The organism is Streptomyces sp. NPDC047022, assembly GCF_040644155.1.
In the GTDB taxonomy this organism is placed as follows: Bacteria; Actinomycetota; Actinomycetes; order Streptomycetales; family Streptomycetaceae; genus Streptomyces.
In genome coordinates, this window is sequence record NZ_JBEYVV010000002.1 from 196,891 (window position 1) to 219,371 (window position 22,481).

A 22,481-nucleotide genomic window follows, 5' to 3' on the forward strand; every position below is an offset into this window, starting at 1 on the left:
CTCTCTCGCTCTCGGAGAGGTTGAATCTGCTATTTGCACTTGCCCAGAGCTGTTGCCAGGGTGAACTGTGCGGTGAACCTGCCCCCGGGCTATCCAGGGAGCGGGATCCGGTCCTCTTTTTGGGGCCTGTGGGCCAAGGGCGGGCCAGGCAGCCCCTCACAGAAGCCGAAACAACCTCTGGCCAGGGCGTTCGTACTGCACGCTTGTCGGTCTTGAGAACCGTCGTGGCGCGAGTCACCGATACGCGCCCTAGGACGGGGGACCAGCGACGGGCATGAACGGTTCGCACTCGTGGTGCAGGATGTGTTCGGTGACCGAGCCGTGGTTGAGTGGGCAGTTCGCGACGTAGTTCTGGCCGTCGGCCGTCACTAGGGTGATGAACAGGCGCCCGTCGGAGACGAGCAGTGAGGCGTTCGCGATCGGGGCCGACGGGTAGCCGGCGATGTTCGACAACGCGACCCATCGACCACCGGTACCGCCACGGTGCGGGAGCGGCCGCTCCTGGATCCAAGCCAAGCCGTGGGAGTCCGTCTGCACCACGATGGCGGCGTGGCCGAGACTCACCGTGTCGAGGCTGAGCACCGGCCCGACGGGGCCGGTTGAACCCTGCGGGCCGGTCGGGCCCTGCACGCCGGTAGCGCCGGTGTCACCGGTCGGGCCAGTCGGACCCGTGGGGCCGGTCGGGCCGATGGGTGAGATGTAGGTGATGGTGATACTCGCAGCAGCGCTGGTCGGTGTGGGGCCGGTGCCGCTGGTGGGTACGAGGGATGAGCCGCCGCCCCCGCCGCCCGCGTTGCCGACCGGGGTGACCGAGAAGTTGAGGTCGCCTCCGCCTCCGCCGCCGTAGTAGCCGCCGCCTCCTCCGCCACTCGTTCCATTACTGAGACCACCGCTGCCGTCGCCGCCGGTGCCGAGCGTCCCGTTCCCACCGCCCGGTGTACCGCCGATCCCGCCTTGGGTGGCGGTGCCTGCCCCGCCACCGGTTCCTCCGCTGCACCCCCCCGGGCGTGCCCGGCTGGCCGGCATCCCCACCCTGGCTTCCCGGGCAACCGTTTGAAAACTGCAGACCGGCTCCACCGCCGCCCGCGGCCACGATGAGGCGGGAGTCGGTGGTGGTGAGGGGGGTGGTGTTGGGTTGGGTGCGGACATCGGAGGCTCCGCCTCCTCCGCCGCCGTAGTGGCTGCTGCCGCCGCCGTTGAAGCCGCCGATGCACAGTGAGTTCGGGTAGCAGGATCCGTTGTTGGTGGCGGCGCCGCCGACTTCGACGTAGAGCGTCTGTCCACTGGACAGTCCGGTGAGCGTGCCTGAAACCTGAGCGCCACGGCCGCCGCTCGTGAAAACGGCCCCCTCCTGGCCACCGTGGCCGCCGATTGCCGTGACGTCGACTTGCGTGACGCCACCGGGGACGGTGAACGTCTGTTCGGCACCCGTGGAGGCGAACGTACAGGTGATGGTGGAACCAGAGCTCGTACAGGTGCCCTGGGCATGGGCGGACCCGGACAGCGCCACCGGGGTGATGGTCGCGGCACAGAGCATGCTGGCCGCGACGGTCAGTGCACGTCGACGGCTGCCCGCCGAGGCGCCGCGGTACCTGCTCACAGCTGAGCCTGGCAGTGCGAAAGTCACGGTCTGCTCCCAGACGGCGGAAGAGGGATCTCTCGGCCGAGGATTGCCTTCCGTCACCCTGGATCAGGCAGCCCAGCCTCCGGCTGACAATCGATCTGACGCCCCGTCGATTCACCCCGGTGGCCGCGTGCCGACTTTGTTACCGAGGGCTGCTGCCTGTGGGCCATGTGTGGGCCAGAAGCCTCGCGGAGCGCTTCGCGTGGGCTTGCCATGCAGGTCAGAGGGATGAGCCCCGTGATCGCCCATCGGTCTTGAAAACCGTCGTGGCGCGAGTCGCCGCAGGCTGGTTCGGGTGATGCTGCACGCGCCCACGGAACTAGGTGTGTTGTCCCGGGACATTGGTGAGAACGAGGAGGGAGAACAAGCTCAGCGCGCCAGCAGGCACCCAGCCGCGGTGCCGAGGAACATCATGGCGAAGAGGAACAGGCCGACGATCTGATGTAGGCGGTACTTCCAGGTGAACACCCGTGCGCTTTCCGGCCTTTCGGGGAGGTAGGCGACCGGTACATGGGTTCCGAGGTCCAGCCCCGTCGCCGTCGTGGGGGGCCGGAACCTGACGGGTCGGCCCTGCCGGTCGATGAACTCGATGACGGGCGTCGAAGAATCGTCCCCGGTCTCATGCTCCTGGTCCACCACCACCCCCTCGGCGTGCAGCCCGTAGCGGCTCAGCCGCATCTGCAGCCGTGCCTCCCGCGCACTGGCCCACAGACCCACCAGGCCCACCAATACGGCCAGCCCGATACCGACCGTTTCACCCGTCATCCGTCCCCTGCTCTCCCTCGCACAGCGCCCGCCTGGCACGGGCCGCGCATCAGGAGGACGCGGCACGCAACCCGATGGTTCACGAAGGTGCGCGGGCACACCGGCTCCTCGGGCTTGTACGTCTACGCGATATCTGTTGCCTCTATTGGCCCATCTGAGGGCGCGTTAACCGCGGCACCGCGGGCAGCTACAGGCGCCACCACAAGCGGGGAAGTACGAATTATGTGACTGTTCGGGTGCCGGGCAGCGGCTGTGCAGTCCACCTGTGCGTAAGGCTCGCCCGGTTCGTCTGGCCGGACGCGCAAGCGCCACTCGCTGGTGGGATCGGCCAGTAGCTCGCCCGCAAGCACGGCAGATGCGCCGAGCCATTGACAGCCTTAGAGCAGACTGTGCGCGAACTGTCAAGGCCAAAGCTCAAGTCCTGCTCAGATTCTTCACATTTCCTTGACGATCAACCGGGCGAGCCATGATTGTTGTGGACATGCCGCTACCGCCCGGCTGTAGTGCAGGGCATCAGCTAATGCCTCTGCTCTAACTACAAGACGACCAGCTCATCGACCGTCACCAGCTATGTGTCCGAGTACGTCGACTGGTCCATCTAGGAGATCTCGTGTTCACGAACCGATATGCAGGAGCCGTAGTCGGGGCGGTACTGCTCGGCACCTTGGGCACCGCGGCCTGTACTACCTCAGGACAGGCACCCCACCCGCAGGGCCAGCCCACGCGGCCCCCTGCGACGTCGGGGGCTCAAGAGGGTGTGTCGGACCCCAACCCCCACAAGCCCTCCGCGAAGAAGCCTCCCAACCTGCGAAGCCGCGGGATCCCCGTACTCATCTCGGAGGCCTCGGTCAGCGGCGGCGCGGCGTACGACCTCAAGGGCGGCATCAAGAAGGGCGGGACACTGGCCATCGCTGTGAACTGTCAAGGCCCGGGCACGCTTCAGGTGTCCGTGGAGCCGACCAAGATCTCTTTCCCGGTGTACTGCGCCTCAGGAACCATCGAGCCGAGCCTCAATGAAATCGGGTTCACCGCGCCTCGGGGGAAGGCCACCATCGCCTTGTCTCCGCGCGGAAAGAACGTCACATATTCGTTCGCTGTGGGGTGGGATTCCCATCCTCCTGAGAACCGCTGACGCAACGAAACCACTTGGGCCGCTCAAGAAGCTCAAGTGCGAACTATCCACCTTTTCTTATCTGGAGAAATATCGTGAACTCCACTGTCAGACGTGCATGCACGGCACTCTCGCTCGCCGCTGTCCTCACCGCGGGCACCGGTGCCGGAGTGGCATTCGCCGCTGACCCCACCTCTTCCGACGGTTCGCCGGTGGAGGTCGGCACCGCCGCACCGCTGGCAGCCGATCCCTCTGACACGGGACTGGTCGACGTACCGGCCGACCAGGTCGACACGGAGCCCGACATTCCCGGCGGCACGGGAACTTCGGGCAACAGCCCGAAGGGCCAGATATGCGATTACGCCACCGTGTACACGCCAAGCTCGAAGGGAGCTGACTACATGAGTGTTGTGGGGGCTGCGCAGGCGAACACCAACGGCACAAGCCATTCCGCCACATCGACTTTCACCGCCGAGGTCGGCGGCACGGTCGGTGTCTCCTACTCTGGTTCGCTGAGCACCAGCGTCAGTGTGATGATCACGAAGATCGAGGCGAAGTTCGATGTGACCCTTTCGGCTTCGATGACCGCGAAAATGGGCAACTCCATGTCCGCGACGACTCCGGCGCACAAGACGACCCATGCTCAGTACGGCGTCTACCGTCTCCGCAACCAGGGCATCAGCTACCGCGTCTACTCCAACTGCCAGACATCCGCGAAGTCGACGGTCACCAGCTACACGCCCGACTACGTCGGCTGGCACATCTGGGAGTCATGAGCCGCGCCGCGCCTCGGGTGCGCCGCTGTGACGAGACCCGGGCCGCAATCGCTGCGGCAGCGTGACAGCTTCTTCATGGTGCGGCCCCGGAGGCAGAGCAACCTCCGCTCGGTGCGGGCGTTCGGCGGGGCACCGTGCGTGGTCAGATCCTTGGTCTCGCCCACTCCGGCCGCGACGTCGTCGAGTTCCTCCGATGTGCTGGGCTGGAAGATGCCGAGAGCCCTCTCGACGACCCGATGTGGGTAATGCGGCGGAAAGTGGCCATCACTACGAGGCGGCTTGAGGCCGTGATTCCCCCGGGTGTCCCCCAAGGAAAGCCTGGCTACTTGTTCCCCCAGGCCAGAGAGGACAGGCTCGGCCCGCTGTAAAGCTGTGCCGGCTCAGCCTTCCCAGGTTCGGATCCTGGCGCCGCCACACGGGAACAAGGGCCCCGTGACCTGCGAAAATGGCAGGTCACGGGGTCCTTGTCGTATTCCCGGATGATCAGTGGACTGTTTCACGCTGTCTCGCGTTCGAACGCCCCGTCTCGGTGTGTGTGGACGGGGCGTGGACGGGATTTCTGGCCCGTCACCCGGGCTGCCTCAGACGCCGTCCCGTCGGCCCACACCTGCTTCGCCACGACTGATCCGTGTCGCCACCGGCCGCCGAGCCCACCCACAGCGCCGGCGGCCGATCCTGGGCCACATCCACACAACGGGTGGCTGTCCGTCCGAGGAGCGTCAGGGGCGGGCCGGTACCGCATCGGGTGCAGAGGCGATATCGCTCATACGCTCGATAGCACGTCCTGCTCCGCTCCGAGAGGGATCGAGCAGCACGATCGCATCGGTCCAGAGCGCCGGAGCCATGACGAGAGTTGACGGCCCGCCATCATTTTGACGGGCCGTCATGAAACTCCCAGGTCACCAGATCTTGATCCACGTGATAGTCGTGGAGGTGCCGTCGACGTCTTGAATCGACTGGTACTTGTCGAGGTAATAGGTGTGGCCGCCAATGGTGACCGAGACCCGGTTGTTCCCTGAATTCACGGTGTGCACGTCGTAGATCTTGACGTTCTGCGCGCCCGCGTTGGCAAAGCAGAGGTTCGACCCGTTGTACTCGTGGATCTTGGTGAAGTCCGTGCGACCGCCGCAGTCCGTACGGCTGAGTGCCGCTGCCGAGCCCGCAGGGACGGCCACGGCCAGAGTCGCCGCGGCGGCGGCGGTCATCACGATTTTCTTGAGCGGGTGCCTCACTGAGCGCCCTCCTGTATCTGATCGCTTGCACGTTGCTGTGCCAACTGAGCCGAACTCTCCAGACTCTGGGATCGCTGGACCCTGAAGTCGCCGTCCGGCTCACCGGCCAACCCATCCAGGCCCGCAGTGGGGCTCATGTGGCGGAAGCTGCGTTCTCCCGTAATGCCGCTACGTTTCTTCGCATATTCGCCGGAGTGATGGATTCCAGAAATCGTCTCATCGGCCTGTCGGCCCATCCAGCAGATTCGAGCGATGCTGCCCTTTCAGACACCGCTCCGTGCCTTCGCGTTCATTAACATCTGACGGTGTTGTCCCGCCAAAGAGACACTGACGGGCCGTCAACTCTCGTCGTGACTCCGGCGCCACCCGTAGGGGAAACAGGGCCCCCACTGCGGCGTTCAGGGTGGGCGGCGCCGGGTGTCGCACAGCAGCCACCAGATGGCCGCTCGGTCACGTCGTTGGGGCTGGTGTCAGCGCCGTCTCGCGTATCGAAGGGCCACCCCCTTGAACCGCCGGCGCGCTCTTCCCCGTTGTCCGAGCGCAAGGGGTTGATTCACCTCATCGGGGGTTCACCGGGGGATCGACGTGCCGACGCGGGCGATGAGGAGGGCGATGTCGTCCTGCGCGGGGGTTGGGGCGAGGCGGTCGATGAGGGTGTCGGCCAGCTCGTCGAGGGACGGATGAGTACCGGCGAGGAGGCGGGTGAGCTCCTCCAGGCGCTCATCGAGGTCGTGCTCTCGGGCTTCGACGAGTCCGTCGGTGTAGAGGACGAGCACGGTCCCGGGAACGACGGGGATCTCGGTGGTCGTGTAGGAGATGCCACCGATGCCGAGCGGTGCGCCAGTGGGCAGGTCGACGAGGCGGGCAGTGCCGTCGGGGGTGATCAGGGCAGGTGGGGGATGTCCTGCCCGGGCGAGCCGGCAGCGGTTGGCCGCGGCGTCACAGACGCCGTACAGGCATGTGGCCAGGATCGGGCCGTCGAGGTCCTGCATTGTCTGATCAAGGTGGTGCAGCAGCTGGTCGGGGGGCAGGTCCAGGCGGACCAGGGCGCGGAGTGTGCTGCGCATCTGCCCCATGACGGCGGCGGCGGGGATGCCGTGCCCCATGACGTCGCCGATGGCCAGGGCGGCCTTGCCGGGGGTCATGGCGGCCACGTCGTACCAGTCGCCGCCCACCTCACTGGCCTCGGAGGCGGGCAGGTAGCGGTGGGCGATCTCGATACCGCCGGGAGGGTTGAAGCTGCGGGGCAGCATGCTTCGCTGCAGCGTCAGCGCCGTGTCGTGCTCGCGCGCGTAGCGGAGGGCGTTGTCGATCGCCACGGCGGCCTTGGCCGCGATTTCCTCGGCATCGGACAGCTCGTCCTCCGCAAACGGGCTGGGGTTCTCCGCTCGCCAGAGGCCGACCGCACCCAGAAGTGTGCGCCGTGAGTACAGCGGGGCGGTGATCAGCGAGTGCATGCCGTAGTCCAGCAGCCTGCGGGCCTGGTGGCCGTGATGGGCCTGCCATACGGAGGAGGTGCGAAGGTCCGGCACGAAAGTCGCGCTCGCGGTCGCGAGAGCGATCTGTGAGCCCACGGGTTCGAGCGGGGGAGCATCGCGGACCCCGCCCAGTGCGACGCGGCGAGCCCATGCGCCGTGGTCGGCGAGCGGCTCGTCGACGAGCAGGACGGGCAAGGCCAGATCGACGGTGACGAAGTCGGCGAACCGCGGGACCAGCACGCGCACCAGTTCTTGTGCGGTCTGTTTCGCGTCGAGAGTCGTGCCGATGACAACGCTGGCTTCGTACAACAGTCCGAGGCGCTCGTGAGCGTGACGTGCCTGCTCACGGCTCTCCTCAAGTGAGCAGGCCATGGTGTTGAACGCCGTCCCGAGCTGCCCGATCTCGCCTCTGCCGGTTTCGGGCATCCGCACGGAGAGGTCGCCGCCGGCGAGCCGGGACGCCACGCCGGCCGCCTTGCGGACCGGCCAGACGACAGCCCGGACCACGTACCCGGCGAAGGTCGCGATGAGGAGCATCGAGCCGGCAAGGCCGATCGACGCTGCCACGACCGCCTCCCGGGCGTCATCATCGGCCGCGCTTTCACGTGCCGTGATCAGGGCTGCCTGGGTCGAGTCGTACCGGTCGAACTGCTTCCTGAGCGCATCGACGCGCCGCTTCCCTTCCAGCGTCGCCTCCACGCCGCGTGCACGGGGATCCCCTCGGCTCGCAGCCGCGACCAGCGGAATCGAGTAGTCGTGGATGAGAGACTCGCCAGCCTGCCTGATTTGCTGTGCCAGGGTCTTCTGGCCGGCGGTGGTGCTGAGGCGCACGAGTCGCTGTGCCTGGCCGGAGAATGTGGTCCGGGCGGTCTGCCATGGCTCAAGGAACTGCTTCTCCCCGGTGATGACGAAGCCGCGCTGGCCTGTCTCCAGGTCGACGATGAGTCCCTCGACCGTCCTCGCCTGGGCGAGCGCCGTCTGTGCGTGGCGGTCGGCGGCCGTCGACTCGCCGAGCCCGATGATCGTCCAGAGCAGCATCATGAAGGCAAGCCCGATCAGCAGGGCGAGCAGCCCACCAGCGACGGCGGTAAGGGGCACCAGCCCCACACGTGCGCGTCTCTTTCGTGGACCTGACATGCGCATCCCCTACCCCGCGCACGAATCGGTGGTCGAGTCATCAGCAGGGCGGTCTCGCGGTGAGCTCCGTCCCCTTGAGTCTAGGTTGGGTTCGCCGGACCCGCCGGGGACGGCGGACTCCAGCGTCGCCCGAGAGGTTCGCGTGCCTCACCACTGTCCGTCCGTGCCGAGCCCGATCGCGGACGGGTCGAGCGCGGACGCAGTGTGCCCCAGGGGCGACGGGGCGGGGTCGAGGTCCTGCGTGCGACGTCCGATGCCTTCCGCCGATCGCGCCACCGCGTAGTACCTGCACCTAATGCCTCAACTGCCAAAGCATTGAGTACTTTTGGCCATGGTGCGTCCTGGCGTGAACCTCGAGCATCCTGGCTCCGCTTGAATGAGCGGCGGGGGCAGCGAAGTTCCATCAGCCGTCATATCGCTGCCTGGCCTGTGCCTCGAACCGTGCCCACCGTTCGCAACGGGCGGAGGGTCCCCTGGTGTCAACTCCGCCAGCACCCCTATCCGGCAGGGTAGACCGTTCAGCAGGGGCAGTTGGTGGACCCGTGGGGGGATTCACCTTCGACCGTGAACTGGAGCACTTGCTCTCGCGCAAGGCAGTAATGGAAAGGAAAGTCGGCTGGTAATCGGCCGAATCCGACTGCCTTTCGCGTCAAGGACAATCAAGAATAGGAGACTCGTGCCATGAAGCCTCGCGTCAAGGGCAAGGTGGTAATGGGTACCGCCGTCGCCGGGATGGCCGCCGCCTTGCTGATTCCGGCCTCCGCGCACGCCGCCACCGCCCAGAGCGGCCGTGTCACCGTGTGCAACTCGTCCAGCAGTGACGAGTACGGTGTCTTCCCGTACCGCGGTGGGTTCGCGACGACCATCATCAGCCCCGGTCGCTGCTGGTCGGCCAGCGGGTTCAGCGGGATCAGTTCCGACGAGGTGGTCGGCTACCGCAGGGTGAACGGTTACTGGCAGGCCGTCGCGTACCGGTACTTCAACGACGCCGCCGGTGTCACCTTCACTTTCTGACGCTTGCAGGAAACGGTCCTGGTTGTCACTCGACGGCCCGGGCTGAGGGGGGTGCCGGTGCACCTACTGAAGCCGGCATCCCCCCGCTGTCGGCCCTGGATATTCTGCGAATCGGTCGCAGTCGCGCGGCCTGGCCGTGTACCCATGTGGCGTGAGTTCCGGATACGGATACGGATACGGATGTGGATACGGGCGCGGGTATGGGTATGAATATAGATATGGATATGGGTATGGATGCGGACAGTCATCCGCGGTGAATGCAGATCGTCATTTGCCCACCATTTCGTAGATGTCGAAGTCCAGATTTCCCCACTCTTCCGGGTTTCCTGAAAACGAAGATGAGGCGACAGCGGAAACCAGCTCTCCAAGGGACTCGCGCGCAAATCGGGTGCCGCTGTGATCCGTGGCATATTTTGACGCGACTGGCGGCGCGTACACGCCGGGCGGCATCGGTCTGCTGTTCGTCCTCTCGGTGTCACGATGCGCGGCAACGCGGGCCATACCTGTCCGTGGGAAGCCAGGAACATCTCAGGACCGCTGTCGCGGGAGAGCGGCAGGCGAGCAACTGTGGAAGGGATGGAGCACAGCTCGGCAGAAGGGCGGTCAGGTGCATCGGGTCTTCAGCATGCCAGGCGGCGGCCGGCCGTTGGTGCCGCGATGGGCGCGCAGGCTCTCGGTCACCGGATATGTGCTGGTCCTGATGGCCGTGGTCGCGGACATCGTCGCGGGGACCCATGTCACGTTCTCCCCTCTTCTCGCAGCCCTCCCTGTGCTCGCGAGTACGGGCACCCGCCGGGTCGCGGTCCCGTTGACGGCGGGGATCGTCGCCGGCATCGTCCTAATCGCTCTGGTGTTCTACGACGTCAATGTGCCCAGCTCTGTCCTGGCCACCGCGGCGGCCACGATCGTGGCGGTCACCTTCTTCAGTTGCACCAGCGTCATCGTGGTGGCAACCCAGGAGCAGGAGCTGGCCAGGGTTCACACGGTCGCCGAGGCCGCGCAGCGGGCACTGCTGCGCCCGGTGCCGCGACGGATCGGGCCGCTGGCGATGGCGGTGCGTTATGTGGCGGCGGAGGCCGAAGCGCGGATCGGCGGGGACCTGTACGAGGCGATTCCCACCCCTTACGGAGTGCGACTGATCGTCGGCGACGTGCGCGGCAAAGGCCTGACCGCGGTAGAGACCGCATGCGATGTGCTCGGGGTGTTCCGTGAGGCCGCGCGGGCCGAACCCGATCTGGCGGAGGTCGCCCGGCGGCTGGACTCGGCGATCGCCCGTTGCCCGACGAGCGAGGAGTTCGTCACGGCAGTACTGGTCAGCGTCCCGGACGCACCTGGGCCGGCGGTCATGGTGAACTGCGGGCACCCGCCACCGCTGCTCTGCCACGCCGACGAGTTCCGCGAGGTGCCTCCGCCCGTCACCGCGCCGCCGTTGGGCCTGCGGGGGCTGTGCGGCGGTGAGTACCGCGCAAGTCCTCTCCCCTTCGCCAGCGGCGACCTGCTGCTGCTCTACACCGACGGCGTGGCCGAGGCACGGGACGCCGCCAACCGCTTCTACCCGCTCGTCCCACGCATGGCCACCTTGCAGCCCCGGGATCCGGATGCCTTGCTGGACGATCTGCTCCTGGACGTGCGCGCGTACGTCGGCTCCGGGCTGAAGGACGACGCGGCCTTGCTGGCCGTTCGCCGCGAATGAACGACGACCGGCCCGTCCGCGACCTTCGCAGGCCTTCACCCGAGCCGTCCGCCGAGCGGCAACAGCCGCCCGCGCGAGGCGCTCGGCGGGGAAACCCCGGCCGAGAGCCTCGCTGGGTAATGAAATCTCCGCTCTCTCCTCCACCGTGTTCGGAAAGGGATGCGTCGCCTTTTCCACGGGTGTTGAGAAGAGTCTTCGCTCCGGAGACGGAATTCCCGTAAACACCTGGATCGACGAGAGCGCCGCCTTGTTGAGCGGTGCCGGTGGGAGCGGCCGACGCCGAGGGCGCGTGCCTGGACGGCGAGTGCCCGGAGGACGTACAGGCCGTCACGCCGAGCAGGAGTGCGGCGAAACCGGCCGCCGCGCTCACGCCACGCTTCACGAGGTGTGCCAGAAGGCGGGAACAGGTGGCGGAGTAGGCCACCTGGGGCGTGATGGCCTTGGCGAGCGACACGCTCACCGACTCCTTCGCCTTGGCGAAGATGACGCCTTCACCCGCGCTCACCGTTCCGGTGATGGTGCCCGTGACCGTCACGCCTCGCGTGAGGGTGATCCCGATGGTCTCGTCCTTCGTGCCCTCGACGCTGCTCACCATGTCCTTGTACCGGTGATTGACGGCGCTGAACGAGTACCCGGGGTCGGGCGGGCAGCCGTCGCGGTGCGCTGTCACCGGTGTCCTGCTGGGAGCTTTCGGCGAGTGCGACCCCGGTCATTTGGGTCGTGCACAGAAGGGTGAGAGCAGCGGAGGCGCCAACGAGTGCGACGGCGCGCTGCGCATTCTTCTTCACGTATTTCCCCCGGAGAGGCCGAACTGGTTCGGGTTCGGCTTGATGGTCTGCCGGCCGAATCCCCTCGCGGGTCCGGGCAACCGTGCCGTGCGAGCCGCCGCGATTCCGAGGGCGGAGGACGGAGGACGGATGACGCCGCTCGCTCTGACGCCCCTGAACTCGGCCATGGTTACGGCGCCTTCGGCAGAAGGGGCCGCAACGTGCCTGCTCTCAACTCGGAGGGAGGGGCGCCCGCCACGCGGACCCGAAGGTGCCCAACTCCCTGGCATCCGCCCTTGGTTCCGCCCGTCAGCCGGACGGAGCGAGGTCACGGGCGCGCTCCACACCGTCCCGTACGCTGAGCGCATGTCGTCCCGCCGCAGGAGATGCCCCGAGTGCCGGAGGGACATCGCCGTCGTCGCGGGGCGGTTCGCGCGGCACGACCCGCCGGCGGCGCGCGAAAACGGGGTTCTCGTCTCCTGTCCCGGATCTCGTCGGTTCGCGCAGGACGACGCCGCGCAGCCCGCCCTCGACGGTTATGTCGTACCGGAGTTCCCCGGCCAGCTCCCCCTCTTCTGAGGTCAGTTCCCCGCCACCGACTTCACCGCCACCGACACCGGGGTGGAGCCGCTGATCAGTTCCAGGGTCAGACCGGCCGTCGCGGGCGTGTCCAGGAGTTCCGCGAGGACCGCGGCCACGTCGTCGCGCGGGACGGGCCCGCGACCGGTGTGCGCCTCCAGGCGTACGAGGCCCTTGCCCGCGTCGTCCGTCAGCGCGCCGGGGCGCAGGATCGTCCACTCCAGCGACTTGTGGGCGCGTACATACGCGTCGGCCTCGCCCTTCGCCCGCAGGTACGCGTCGAACACGTCGTCGCCGCGATGCTCGGGATCGGCCCCCATCGACGAGACGACGACGAATCGGCGTACGCCCGCTCGTTCCGCCGCGTCCGCGAACAGGATCGCCGCGTCCCGGTCCACCGTGAATTTGCGTTCGGCCCCGCTGCCCGGGCCCGCGCCCGCCGCGAAGACCGCCGCGTCGGCACCCTCCAGGAGCGTGGCGACCTCCTCCACGGACGCCGACTCCAGGTCGCAGACGATCGGTTCGGCGCCCGCGGCCCGCAGATCACCGGCCTGCTCCGCCCGGCGGACGATCCCCGCGGCCTCCTCACCGCGCGCGGCGAGCAACCGCTCCAGCCGCAGCGCGATCTGTCCATGACCACCAGCGATGACAATGCGCATGTCTTTGACCGTACGCCTCTCCAGGACCACACGCCCGGACAGACGCCGTGCCGCACGGCCGTCCGTCCAATGCCGTCCTTCTACGGCCGTCCCTCCACGGTCATCCTTCCGGGGCCGTCCCTGTACTTCCGTCCGTCTACGGTTGCTTGCGTACGGTCACCCGAGTGCGGCCACCTGTCGACGGACCCCGCCCACCGGTGCGCTTCGCGTCGGTGCACATCAAGGCTGGGCGCGCCCCTGCCGGGGCAGATCCAGCGCCACCGCCGCCGAGTTGCAGTACTCCCGCACCGCGCTCGTACGAGCCACCACGCGCCCCCGGTGTACGACGATTCGGCTGTACGCGAGCGACAGAGCGCCCGAGAGCCGGTCGCCGCGCACGGCGAGGAGTTCCGCGGGGAAGCCCGCCTCCACTCGCACCTCGGGCAGCCCGAGCGCGGCCCGCGCCGACGTGCTGACCGTGTCGTACGCGTCCTCGGGAGACAGCCCGTACCGCGACGCCAGCAGATAGGCCGCCTCCAGCGGGTCCCCGCGCCCCACCGGATTGGCCACGTCCCGCAGCGCCCCGCTCCCCGCGGCGACCCGCACCCCGGCCGAGCGCAGCAGCCGTACCGGAGCCGTGCCCCGCTCCTCGGTCGCGCCGCAGCGGCCCTGCGGGAGGCAGACCACCGTCACCCCGGCCGCGGCGAGCCGGTCCGCGGTGCGCGCGGCGGTCCCCGCCGGGAGGCGCCCGAGCCCGCCGCACGGGCCCAGCGTCACCCCGGGGCGCAGTCCGCCGGACATCGCCGCGAGCCGTGCCAGGCGCGCCGGATCGGCGGCGTCGGTGTGCAGGTCCACCGGGCAGCCGAACTCGGCGGCCAGTTCAAGTACGGCCTCCACGTATCCGGTCGGATCCGGATCCGTGTCCGGGCAGCCGCCCACCACGGCGGCGCCCATCTTCATCGCGTCCCGCAGCATCGCGAGCCCGTCGGCCCCGGCGGCCCCGGTGAGCACCCGGGGCATCGCCACCGCCGTCAGTTCGGCGAGCCCGCGCAGTGAACGCCGCGCCTGCAGCACCGCGCCCAGCGCCTCCAGACCCTGGACGTCGCCGATGTGCACATGCGAGCGCAGCGCCGTGGCGCCGTGCCCGAGCTGGAGCAGCGTGGCCTCGGTGGTGCGGCGCTGGACGTCGTCGGGCTCGTACGACACCGGTCCGTCGGCGTCCGCGGACAGGGCCGTGTCGCCGTGCGCGTGCGGCTCGGCGGGGGCGGGCAGGAGCAGATAGCCGCGGAGGTCGACCCGGGCGCCGACGGTTCCCGTGGCCAGGCTGCCGACCGTGCCCACGGCCTCGATACGGCCGCCGCCCAGCCGGACGTCCACTGTGCGGCCGTCGGTGAGCCGGGCCCCGCACAACAGCGTGGCGATCCCGTCGGCCCGCGCCGATGGCGAGGACGGCAGGCCGGGGGGCTGCGGTCGGCTGTCGGGCATCGCGCTCCTGTGGTTCGGGGGCGGGCTGCGCACCAGAGACAAGATCACGCAGAGTGAGTCGAGCCTAGGGCGACGGCTTGGCCCCGGCGGGGAGGAGCGCAATAGTCGTACCGGCGTGTGCTGCACATCCTGGGGGCGCGCGGACCGTGTCGTGCCGACGGAAAGGGCCGGCTGCGGCAGGAGCCGCGGGGAGGGCGCGGGGGAGTTGCTCGGGATCTGCGGGAAGAGCGGCCGACGCCGATGCACCTGTGGGGTCCACGAGGTCACCGGCGGTCCGAGGTGCCCGAAGGTGCCCCTGAGGCGTGGGAAAACGCCCGTGCAGTACCCCGGCGGCACCCCGGGGCAGCACGGGGAACAGGGCGGGTGGCGGGCCGGGGTGGGGGCCGTGAAACGGATTTGGGCGAACGGCAGGCGACCGTGTAATGTCTTCATCGCTCGCCCCAATAGCTCAGTCGGCAGAGCGTCTCCATGGTAAGGAGAAGGTCTACGGTTCGATTCCGTATTGGGGCTCTGGTGTGTGAGGTTCCCGTCGCGAGGCGGGACCCGATCGCATCAAAGCGGTGTAGCTCAGTCGGTAGAGCAAGCGGCTCATAATCGCTGTGTCACCGGTTCAAGTCCGGTCACCGCTACACACAGTAGCCGATTGCGGGGTCGGTCCTTCGATCGGCTACTCTTTCTTGCGTTGAATTAATCCATCCGTTCGTCAAGGAGCACTCACGTGGCTGCCACCGACGTCCGCCCAAAGATCACGCTGGCCTGCGTGGAGTGCAAGGAGCGGAACTACATCACCAAGAAGAACCGGCGCAACAACCCGGATCGTCTTGAGATGAAGAAGCACTGCCCGCGTTGCAATGCGCACACCGCGCACCGCGAGACGCGATAACCAAGGCTCGTACGCGAGGCCGTCCCCAGCAGGCAGGGGGGCGGCCTCGCGGCGTTGTTACGGTCGGGGCACCGAACACGGAGTCGGCCGCGCGGTATCGCGTGAGTCCTCCGGCGAGGCCAGACCCGAGGAACTACCAGGAGGTGCCGAACGCATGGCGCTCGACCAGTCCTTCGTGGGGCGGTCCTACCCGCCCACCGACCCGTACGAGGTCGGCCGGGAGAAGATTCGCGAGTTCGCGGAGGCCGTCGGGGACGCGAATCCCGCCTACCGGGACCGCGAGGCCGCCAGGGCGCTCGGTCACCCCGACGTGATCGCCCCGCCGACCTTCGTGTTCGCGATCACGTACAAGGCCGCGGGGCAGGTGGTCGAGGACCCCAAGCTGGGCCTGGACTACAGCCGTGTGGTGCATGGCGACCAGCGGTTCGCCTACACCCGCCCGGTCCGCGCCGGCGACCTGCTGAGCGTCACCTCGACCATCGAGTCCATCAAGTCCCTGGCGGGCAACGACATCCTGGACGTCCGCGGTGAGGTCCACGACGAGGCGGGCGAACACGTGGTGACCGCCTGGACGAAGCTCGTGGCCAGGGCGCCGGAACCGGAAGAGGAGGCATGACGCGGATGACCGCGAAGATCGCGTACGACGCCGTCGAGGTCGGCACCGAACTGCCGGCGCAGTCCTTCCCCGTCACCCGCGCCACGCTCGTGCGGTACGCGGGTGCCTCCGGGGACTTCAACCCGATCCACTGGAACGAGCGGTTCGCCAAGGAGGTCGGGCTGCCGGACGTCATCGCGCACGGCATGTTCACCATGGCCGAGGCCATCCGCGTGGTGACCGACTGGGCGGGCGACCCGGGTGCGGTCGTCGAGTACGGCGTCCGGTTCACCAAGCCCGTGGTCGTCCCCGACGACGAGGGCGCCCTTGTCGAGGTCAGCGGCAAGGTGGCGGCCAAGCTGGACGACAACACGGTCCGCGTCGACCTCACGGCCGTCAGCGCCGGACAGAAGGTGCTCGGCATGTCGCGGGCGGTCGTACGGCTCGCCTGAGCCGCGGCCGGCTGCCGCTGCTCGTAGCCACTCGTAAGGGGCGTCCGCCATCGCGGACGCCCCTTACGTATGTCGAGGTGTACCTGGCGCCGAAGCGGCTCTTGACGTAGTTAGTGATTGAGTACTAACTTACTCGCATGGTCAGGATGAGCGCAGAAGACAGGCGCGAGAGCGTGATCCGCGCGGCGATCGCCGAGTTCTCGCAGAGCGGGTACCACGGCACCTCCACCGAGGCGATCGCCAAGCGGGTGGGCGTCTCGCAGCCGTATCTCTTCCGGCTCTTCCCGGGCAAGAAGGCGATCTTCACCGCCGCCTCGCTCCGCTGCATCGAGGAGACCTGTCTGGTGTTCGAGAAGGCGGCGAAGGGTCTTGAGGGCGAGGAGGCCGTGCATGCCATGGCGAACGCGTATACGCGGCTGATCGCGGAGCACCCCGAGAAGCTCCAGATGCAGATGCAGACGTACATCGCCGTGGCATCCCTCGACACGGAGGGTGACAGTGAGTTCGGCGAGGCTGTGCGGGCCGCCTGGATGAAGCTCTGGGACACCGTGCACCTGCCGCTGGGGGCCGACGAGAACGAGACCACCGTCTTCATGGCGTACGGGATGCTCGTCAACACCCTCGTGGCCATGGGATTCCCTACCGGGCACCGGGTCTGGGACGGGATGTACGAATCGGCCAGGCCGATGGTCCGGCCGAAAGCGTAGACCCGAGTGGCGAGAAGGTCCGGGAATGGCGGCCGTCCTTGCCGCCGCGCGGGCAGCGCCGTTCCCCATGGCGCGAAAAGTTAGTCAGCAATAACTAAATGTCAGGCAAGCGGAGAGCACGCATCACCCAGTGGGGGGAAGCAATGTCACAGCAGGAGACAGCACGTCGAGGGGGAGCGGTCTGGGCCCTCCTGATCACCGGCGTCGCCGGATTCATGGCGGCACTCGACAACCTGGTCGTCACGACCGCCCTGCCCTCCATCCGCAAGGACCTCGGCGGAGGGCTGGACGACCTGGAGTGGACCGTGAGCGCGTACACGCTCACCTTCGCGGTCCTGCTCATGTTCGGCGCGGCCCTCGGTGACCGGTTCGGCCGCAGGCGACTCTTCCTCACCGGTATGGCCATCTTCACGGGTGCGTCCGCCGCCGCGGCCCTCGCGCCCGGCATCGACTCCCTGATCGCGGCACGCGCCGTCCAGGGTGTCGGCGCGGCCATCATGATGCCGCTCACCCTGACCCTCCTCACCGCCGCGGTACCGCCCGCGAAGCGCGGAATGGCCTTCGGCATATGGGGTGCCATCAACGGACTCGCGGTCGCCTCCGGTCCCCTCATCGGCGGCAGCCTCACCGAACACGTGTCCTGGCACTGGATCTTCTGGCTGAACGTCCCGCTGGGCCTCGCCGTCATGCCGCTCGCCCGCCTCCGCCTCGCCGAGTCCCACGGCAACGGCGCCACGCTCGACATCCCAGGCACCCTCCTCGTGAGCGGCGGTCTCTTCGGGATCGTGTACGGACTGGTGCGCGCTCCCTCCGACGGCTGGACCGACTCCGTCGTGCTGACCGGTCTGATCGCGGGCACCGCGCTGGTCGCCGCGTTCGTCGTACACGGCATCCGGGCCAAGAACCCCATGCTCCCCATGCGGCTCTTCCGCTCCCGCGCCTTCTCCGGGATCAACGCCGCGAGCCTGCTGATGTTCCTGGGCATGTTCGGCTCGATCTTCCTGCTCAGCCAGTACATGCAGGGCGTCCTGCACTACTCGCCGACCGAGTCGGGTCTGCGGATGCTGCCCTGGACCGGTATGCCGATGATCGTCGCCCCTGTCGCCGGCATCCTCTCGGACCGTCTCGGCGGCCGTCCGGTCGTGGCCGCCGGACTGTTCCTCCAGGCCGTGGGCCTCGGGTACATGGCCGTCGTGGCGACCACGCACGCCTCGTACGCCGCCCAGCTGCCTGCCCTGATCATCAGTGGCATCGGCATGGCCCTGTTCTTCGCACCGGCCTCCAACCTGGTCATGTCGAGCGTCCGCCCCCAGGAACAGGGCATCGCCTCCGGAGCGAACAACGCGCTGCGCGAGGTGGGCGGGGCCCTCGGTATCGCCATCATGTCGTCGGTCTTCTCCGCCCAGGGCGGCTACGAGTCCGCGCAGAGGTTCGTCGACGGCCTGCACCCCGCTCTCGTGCTCGGCTCCGTGATGGTCGCGCTCGCCGGTGTGGCGACCCTGGTGATCCCGGCCCGGCGCAGCGCCGCCCGGAGCGCGGGCGTCACGGACCCGGACCCGGCGCCGGTCCTGGAGAGCGTCGCGTCCTGAAGCACACGCGCCCATGGCGCACCCTCACTGTGCGGCCCTGCCCCTCGCGGCGGGGCCGCATCCGTGTAGGGGCGTGCTCCCCGTGTACGGGCGTGCCCCCCGTGTATGCCGGGGCTGTCAGCGGCGTCTCGTACTCTTGGGCGCGTGCAGGAACTCCATGACGCTCCGCTCGCCCCGCTGACCACCTTCCGGCTGGGCGGCCCCGCCACCCGCCTGATCACCGCCACCACCGACGCAGAGGTGATCGCCGCCGTCCGTGAGGCCGACGGCTCCGGCACGCCGCTGCTGGTGATCGGCGGCGGATCGAACCTGGTCATCGGCGACAAGGGCTTCGACGGCATCGCCCTGCGCATCGCGACCGAGGGCTTCGCCCTCGACGGTACGAGTCTGGAGCTGGCGGCAGGCGAGGTGTGGAGCGACGCCGTCGCCCGCACCGTCGAGGCCGGACTCGCCGGTATCGAATGCCTGTCCGGCATCCCCGGCTCCGCGGGCGCGACCCCGATCCAGAACGTGGGGGCGTACGGCCAGGAGGTCTCCTCGACCATCACCGAAGTGATCGCGTACGACCGCGAGACGGGCGAAACGGTCACGATGTCGAACGCCGAGTGCGCGTTCTCGTACCGCCACAGCCGGTTCAAGAGCGAACCCGACCGGTTCGTCGTGCTCCGCGTCCGGTTCGCGCTCGAGGACGCGCAGGGGCTCTCCACCCCGCTCAAGTACGCCGAGACGGCCCGCGCGCTCGGCGTCGAGCCCGGCGACCGGGTGCCGCTGGCCGGCGCCCGTGACACCGTCCTCAAGCTGCGCTCGGGCAAGGGCATGGTCCTGGACCCGGAGGATCACGACACGTGGTCGGCGGGCTCCTTCTTCACCAACCCGATCCTCACCGACCAGGAGTTCGCCGCGTTCCACGCGCGCGTGCAGGAGCGGCTGGGCGCTCAGGCGGAGCCGCCCGCTTATCCGGCGGGAGACGGCCACACCAAGACCTCCGCGGCCTGGCTGATCGACAAGGCGGGCTTCACCAAGGGATACGGCAGCGGCCCCGCCCGCATCTCCACCAAGCACACCCTGGCGCTCACCAACCGCGGAGCCGCCACCACCGAGGACCTGCTCGCCCTGGCCCGCGAGGTCGTGGCCGGAGTCCGTGAGGCGTTCGGGGTCACGCTCGTCAACGAGCCGGTGACCGTGGGCGTGAGCCTCTAGAACCGCAACAGGCAACGTTCGCGCCGCTCCTTGACGGGCCAACGCTGCCTGCCGCGGCACTGGAACCGCCGAGGCACCGCCGAGCGGTCGCTCAGCCGCCCGGCGGCGGGCACCCTGTCGAGGTCCTGGTCCGCCTCGCGACCCAACCGTCCGCGCCCACTTCAGGAGACCGGCCCGGTGATCAGGCGACCGGGCCGCTGATCAGGCGACCGGCCCGGTGATCCAGGCGTCCACCCCCGCCAGCAGCTTCGCCTTGGCGTCCTCGGGCGCCGCCGAAGCCCGTACCGACTGCCGGGCCAGCTCCGCCAGCTCCCGGTCGGTGAAGCCGTGGTGGAGGCGGGCGATCTCGTACTGCGCCGCCAGACGGGAGCCGAACAGGAGCGGGTCGTCGGCGCCCAGCGCCATCGGGACACCCGCTTCGAACAGCTTTCGCAAGGGGACGTCCTCGGGCTTCTCGTAGACACCGAGCGCCACGTTCGACGCCGGACACACCTCGCACGTCACGCCCCGGTCCGCCAGCCGCTTCAGCAGACGCGGGTCCTCCGCCGCGCGCACCCCGTGCCCCACGCGGTCCGCGCGCAGATCGTCCATGCAGTCACGGACCGACGACGGGCCCGTCAGCTCACCGCCGTGCGGGGCCGAGAGCAGACCGCCGTCGTGGGCGATGGCGAACGCGCGGTCGAAGTCCCGTGCCATGCCCCGGCGCTCGTCGTTCGAGAGCCCGAAGCCCACCACACCCCGGTCCGCGTACCGGACCGCCAGCCGCGCCAGGGTCCGCGCGTCCAGAGGGTGCTTCATGCGGTTCGCGGCGACCAGGACGCGCATACCGAGCCCGGTCTCCCGTGAGGTGTTCTCGACCGCGTCCAGGATGATCTCCAGCGCCGGGATCAGACCGCCCAGACGCGGGGCGTACGAGGTCGGGTCGACCTGGATCTCCAGCCATCCGGAGCCGTCCTTGACGTCCTCCTCGGCGGCCTCCCGCACCAGCCGCTGGATGTCCTCGGGCTCCCTCAGACACGAGCGCGCCGCGTCGTACAGCCGCTGGAAGCGGAACCAGCCCCGCTCGTCCGTCGCCCGCAGTCTGGGCGGCTCCCCGCTCACCAGGGCGGCGGTCAGCGCCTCGGGCAGGCGTACGCCGTATTTGTCGGCCAGCTCCAGGACGGTCCCCGGCCGCATCGAGCCGGTGAAGTGCAGGTGCAGATGGGCCTTCGGCAGTTCAGAGACATCACGTACGTGCTCCATTGGAAGATCCTGCCGCACCTCCCCGCCCCGCCGGTAGCGCTTTCCCCATTAGTGGTCTTGCTCGCACAAACAACTCGCACAAACAAGCGGGGCACTGCTCACCTCCGGACATCCGTAGGTGAGCAGTGCCCCGCTGAAGACCGGGGGAGCGGACCTCAGTCCTTCGCCTCCGCCAGCAGCTTCTGCATCCGGCTCACGCCCTCGACCAGGTCCTCGTCACCGAGGGCGTACGACAGCCGCAGATAGCCGGGCGTACCGAACGCCTCGCCCGGGACGACCGCGACCTCGGCCTCCTCAAGGATCAGCGCGGCCAGCTCCACCGAGTTCTGCGGGCGCCTGCCGCGGATCTCCTTGCCGATCAGCGCCTTCACCGAGGGGTACGCGTAGAACGCGCCCTCCGGCTCGGGGCAGACCACGCCGTCGATGTCGTTGAGCATCCGCACGATCGTCCTGCGGCGCCGGTCGAAGGCCTCGCGCATCGTCGCGACCGCCTCCAGGCCGCCCGACACGGCCGCCAGGGCCGCGACCTGTGCGACGTTCGACACATTGGAGGTGGCGTGCGACTGGAGGTTCGCCGCCGCCTTCACCACGTCCTTCGGGCCGATCATCCAGCCCACCCGCCAGCCCGTCATCGCATACGTCTTGGCGACACCGTTGACCACGATGCACTTGTCGCGCAGCTCGGGCAGGAGCGCGGGCAGCGACGTGAACTTCGCGTCGCCGTAGACCAGGTGCTCGTAGATCTCGTCCGTCAGCACCCACAGTCCGTGCTCGGCCGCCCAGCGGCCGATCGCCTCGGCCTCGCCCTCGCTGTAGACCGCGCCGGTCGGGTTCGAGGGGGAGACGAAGAGAACGACCTTCGTCTTCTCCGTGCGGGCCGCCTCCAGCTGCTCGACGGAGACGCGGTAGCCGGTCGTCTCGTCGGCGACGACGTCCACCGGGACACCGCCGGCCAGCCGGATCGACTCCGGGTAGGTGGTCCAGTACGGAGCCGGGACGATCACCTCGTCGCCCGGGTCGAGGATCGCCGCGAAGGCCTCGTAGATCGCCTGCTTGCCGCCGTTGGTGACCAGGATCTGCGAGGCGTCCACCTCGTAGCCGGAGTCACGCAGCGTCTTCGCGGCGATCGCCTCCTTGAGCTCGGGCAGACCGCCCGCCGGCGTGTAGCGGTGGTACTTCGGGTTCTTGCAGGCCTCGATGGCCGCTTCGACGATGTAGTCCGGCGTCGGGAAGTCGGGCTCGCCCGCGCCGAAGCCGATGACAGGACGCCCGGCGGCCTTGAGGGCCTTGGCCTTGGCGTCCACGGCGAGGGTGGCGGACTCGGAGATCGCGCCGATCCGGACGGAGACCCGGCGCTCGGTGGGAGGGGTTGCAGCGCTCATGGGGCCCATCGTTCCAGACACGAAACGCGTCCGGCACGAGGGTTTCACGGACTGAGCAGGACCGGACCAGCGGTTGAACGGCTGTGCGAATCCAGGCGGCGGCCTGGTCGATCTTGTACGGGCACAGCCCGT

General features: G+C 68.7%; 20 protein-coding genes and 2 tRNA genes. 14 read left to right on the forward strand and 8 right to left on the reverse strand.

Translation table 11 applies throughout. The features are described 5' to 3' along the window. Window positions 1-249: 249 nt before the first annotated feature. Both ABZ845_RS04305 and ABZ845_RS04310 read right to left on the reverse strand, forming a co-directional pair. Entirely contained in the window at window positions 250-1,026 is a 777-nt protein-coding gene (locus ABZ845_RS04305; RefSeq protein WP_360972794.1) for a hypothetical protein, read from the reverse strand. Window positions 1,027-1,993: 967 nt separating this feature from the next. Continuing rightward, on the reverse strand, window positions 1,994-2,389 hold the full coding sequence (locus ABZ845_RS04310; RefSeq protein WP_360972796.1) for a DUF3592 domain-containing protein: 396 nt from the start codon (window positions 2,387-2,389) through the stop codon (window positions 1,994-1,996). Window positions 2,390-2,999: 610 nt separating this feature from the next. Between ABZ845_RS04310 and ABZ845_RS04315 the strand changes: the two genes are divergently transcribed. Together ABZ845_RS04315 and ABZ845_RS04320 are read left to right on the forward strand one after the other, a co-directional pair. Then, a complete protein-coding gene (locus ABZ845_RS04315) occupies window positions 3,000-3,521 on the forward strand; it encodes a hypothetical protein (RefSeq protein ID WP_360972798.1) in 522 nt (173 codons plus the stop codon). 74 nt (window positions 3,522-3,595) lie between these two features. Beyond that, the gene (locus ABZ845_RS04320; RefSeq protein WP_360972800.1) at window positions 3,596-4,276 is read left to right on the forward strand and encodes a hypothetical protein; all 681 of its coding nucleotides are present in this window, start codon (window positions 3,596-3,598) and stop codon (window positions 4,274-4,276) included. Window positions 4,277-5,175: 899 nt separating this feature from the next. Here the strand turns inward: ABZ845_RS04320 and ABZ845_RS04325 are convergent. Together ABZ845_RS04325 and ABZ845_RS04330 are read right to left on the reverse strand one after the other, a co-directional pair. Further along, the gene (locus ABZ845_RS04325; protein ID WP_360972802.1) at window positions 5,176-5,508 is read right to left on the reverse strand and encodes a beta/gamma crystallin domain-containing protein; all 333 of its coding nucleotides are present in this window, start codon (window positions 5,506-5,508) and stop codon (window positions 5,176-5,178) included. A gap of 569 nt (window positions 5,509-6,077) precedes the next feature. Continuing rightward, entirely contained in the window at window positions 6,078-8,093 is a 2,016-nt protein-coding gene (locus ABZ845_RS04330; protein WP_360972804.1) for a SpoIIE family protein phosphatase, read from the reverse strand. A 711-nt stretch (window positions 8,094-8,804) separates the two neighbouring features. On the opposite strand from ABZ845_RS04330, the gene ABZ845_RS04335 reads away from it, so the two are divergent. The 4 genes from ABZ845_RS04335 to ABZ845_RS04350 all read left to right on the forward strand — a co-directional run bounded on the left by ABZ845_RS04335 (window position 8,805) and on the right by ABZ845_RS04350 (window position 12,176). Continuing rightward, the gene (locus ABZ845_RS04335) at window positions 8,805-9,137 is read left to right on the forward strand and encodes a hypothetical protein (RefSeq protein WP_360972806.1); all 333 of its coding nucleotides are present in this window, start codon (window positions 8,805-8,807) and stop codon (window positions 9,135-9,137) included. 625 nt (window positions 9,138-9,762) lie between these two features. Then, window positions 9,763-10,830 carry a PP2C family protein-serine/threonine phosphatase gene (locus tag ABZ845_RS04340; protein ID WP_360972808.1) on the forward strand — a complete coding sequence of 356 codons (1,068 nt, stop codon included), beginning with the start codon at window positions 9,763-9,765 and terminating at the stop codon, window positions 10,828-10,830. 434 nt (window positions 10,831-11,264) lie between these two features. Beyond that, on the forward strand, window positions 11,265-11,441 hold the full coding sequence (locus tag ABZ845_RS04345) for a hypothetical protein (RefSeq protein WP_360972810.1): 177 nt from the start codon (window positions 11,265-11,267) through the stop codon (window positions 11,439-11,441). A gap of 522 nt (window positions 11,442-11,963) precedes the next feature. Continuing rightward, complete coding sequence (locus ABZ845_RS04350; RefSeq protein WP_360972812.1) at window positions 11,964-12,176, forward strand: hypothetical protein; 213 nt, start codon at window positions 11,964-11,966, stop codon at window positions 12,174-12,176. A 2-nt stretch (window positions 12,177-12,178) separates the two neighbouring features. On the opposite strand, the gene ABZ845_RS04355 is transcribed toward ABZ845_RS04350, so the two are convergent. Both ABZ845_RS04355 and ABZ845_RS04360 read right to left on the reverse strand, forming a co-directional pair. Beyond that, window positions 12,179-12,835 (reverse strand): SDR family oxidoreductase, encoded by a 657-nt coding sequence (locus tag ABZ845_RS04355; protein WP_360972814.1) that lies wholly within the window; start codon window positions 12,833-12,835, stop codon window positions 12,179-12,181. A 219-nt stretch (window positions 12,836-13,054) separates the two neighbouring features. Continuing rightward, the gene (locus tag ABZ845_RS04360) at window positions 13,055-14,299 is read right to left on the reverse strand and encodes an amidohydrolase family protein (RefSeq protein WP_360972816.1); all 1,245 of its coding nucleotides are present in this window, start codon (window positions 14,297-14,299) and stop codon (window positions 13,055-13,057) included. A gap of 437 nt (window positions 14,300-14,736) precedes the next feature. Between ABZ845_RS04360 and ABZ845_RS04365 the strand changes: the two genes are divergently transcribed. The 8 genes from ABZ845_RS04365 (at window position 14,737) to ABZ845_RS04400 (ending at window position 19,725) form a co-directional block, all read left to right on the forward strand. Further along, a tRNA-Thr gene (locus ABZ845_RS04365) sits at window positions 14,737-14,809 on the forward strand. A 46-nt stretch (window positions 14,810-14,855) separates the two neighbouring features. Then, window positions 14,856-14,928 (forward strand) — tRNA-Met (locus ABZ845_RS04370). 89 nt (window positions 14,929-15,017) lie between these two features. Continuing rightward, window positions 15,018-15,182, forward strand: a complete 165-nt coding sequence (rpmG, locus tag ABZ845_RS04375) for a 50S ribosomal protein L33 (RefSeq protein WP_003948671.1) — start codon at window positions 15,018-15,020, stop codon at window positions 15,180-15,182. Window positions 15,183-15,336: 154 nt separating this feature from the next. After that, a complete protein-coding gene (locus tag ABZ845_RS04380; RefSeq protein WP_360972818.1) occupies window positions 15,337-15,798 on the forward strand; it encodes a MaoC family dehydratase N-terminal domain-containing protein in 462 nt (153 codons plus the stop codon). A gap of 5 nt (window positions 15,799-15,803) precedes the next feature. Continuing rightward, window positions 15,804-16,229 carry a MaoC family dehydratase gene (locus tag ABZ845_RS04385; RefSeq protein WP_360972820.1) on the forward strand — a complete coding sequence of 142 codons (426 nt, stop codon included), beginning with the start codon at window positions 15,804-15,806 and terminating at the stop codon, window positions 16,227-16,229. A gap of 137 nt (window positions 16,230-16,366) precedes the next feature. Further along, window positions 16,367-16,936: a TetR/AcrR family transcriptional regulator gene (locus tag ABZ845_RS04390; RefSeq protein ID WP_360972822.1), complete on the forward strand. Its 570-nt coding sequence runs from the start codon at window positions 16,367-16,369 to the stop codon at window positions 16,934-16,936. 143 nt (window positions 16,937-17,079) lie between these two features. After that, on the forward strand, window positions 17,080-18,525 hold the full coding sequence (locus ABZ845_RS04395; protein ID WP_360972824.1) for a DHA2 family efflux MFS transporter permease subunit: 1,446 nt from the start codon (window positions 17,080-17,082) through the stop codon (window positions 18,523-18,525). Window positions 18,526-18,669: 144 nt separating this feature from the next. Next, window positions 18,670-19,725, forward strand: coding sequence for a UDP-N-acetylmuramate dehydrogenase (locus tag ABZ845_RS04400; protein ID WP_360972826.1), 1,056 nt, complete (start codon window positions 18,670-18,672; stop codon window positions 19,723-19,725). Window positions 19,726-19,926: 201 nt separating this feature from the next. Here ABZ845_RS04400 and ABZ845_RS04405 read toward each other — a convergent pair whose 3' ends face one another. Together ABZ845_RS04405 and ABZ845_RS04410 are read right to left on the reverse strand one after the other, a co-directional pair. Further along, window positions 19,927-20,967, reverse strand: a complete 1,041-nt coding sequence (locus tag ABZ845_RS04405) for an adenosine deaminase (RefSeq protein WP_360972828.1) — start codon at window positions 20,965-20,967, stop codon at window positions 19,927-19,929. A gap of 155 nt (window positions 20,968-21,122) precedes the next feature. Continuing rightward, window positions 21,123-22,349, reverse strand: coding sequence for a pyridoxal phosphate-dependent aminotransferase (locus tag ABZ845_RS04410; protein WP_360972830.1), 1,227 nt, complete (start codon window positions 22,347-22,349; stop codon window positions 21,123-21,125). Between the last annotated feature and the right edge of the window lie 132 nt (window positions 22,350-22,481).